This is a genomic window from Geobacillus thermodenitrificans subsp. thermodenitrificans DSM 465, from assembly GCF_000496575.1.
In the GTDB taxonomy this organism is placed as follows: domain Bacteria; phylum Bacillota; class Bacilli; order Bacillales; family Anoxybacillaceae; genus Geobacillus; species Geobacillus thermodenitrificans.
In genome coordinates, this window is the sequence record NZ_AYKT01000056.1 from 1 (window position 1) to 438 (window position 438).

The window sequence follows — 438 nt, forward strand, 5'->3', positions numbered from 1 at the left end:
TACAAAAGTTGTTCGAGATGCAACGCCAGCTTGACGCTCACATCGAAAAAGAGCATCCGCGGCAAGAAGACGAGGATAGATTAAGCAAGAAAATTCTTGCGTTGCAAGTGGAGCTTGGGGAACTGGCGAATGAGGCAAGATTCTTCAAATATTGGAGCAATGACCAAAAGCCGAGAACTCGTATCGAAGTTGTAACGGGTCAGAAAATGGTTGATGGTGTAATAGAGCCTATTGTGGAGTATAAGAATCCACTTCTTGAAGAATACGTGGACGGCTTGCATTTCCTTTTGTCTATCGGATTAGAAATCGCAGAGCCACAAAAGATTGACATCGCACGTTGGAATGCAGCCGAAGCAGACAACATAACCGAACAATTTTTACACGTTATGACGCATGCGATAAACCTAGGCAATACTTTACGCAACAATATTAGTTATT

1 protein-coding gene is annotated in these 438 nt (G+C 42.7%); it reads left to right on the plus strand.

What is annotated here, in order from left to right; translation table 11 throughout:
• Positions 1 to 8 precede the first annotated feature (8 nt).
• The coding region (locus DSM465_RS0117915; RefSeq protein ID WP_236620395.1) for a dUTP diphosphatase at positions 9 to 438 on the plus strand (430 nt) is incomplete at its 3' end.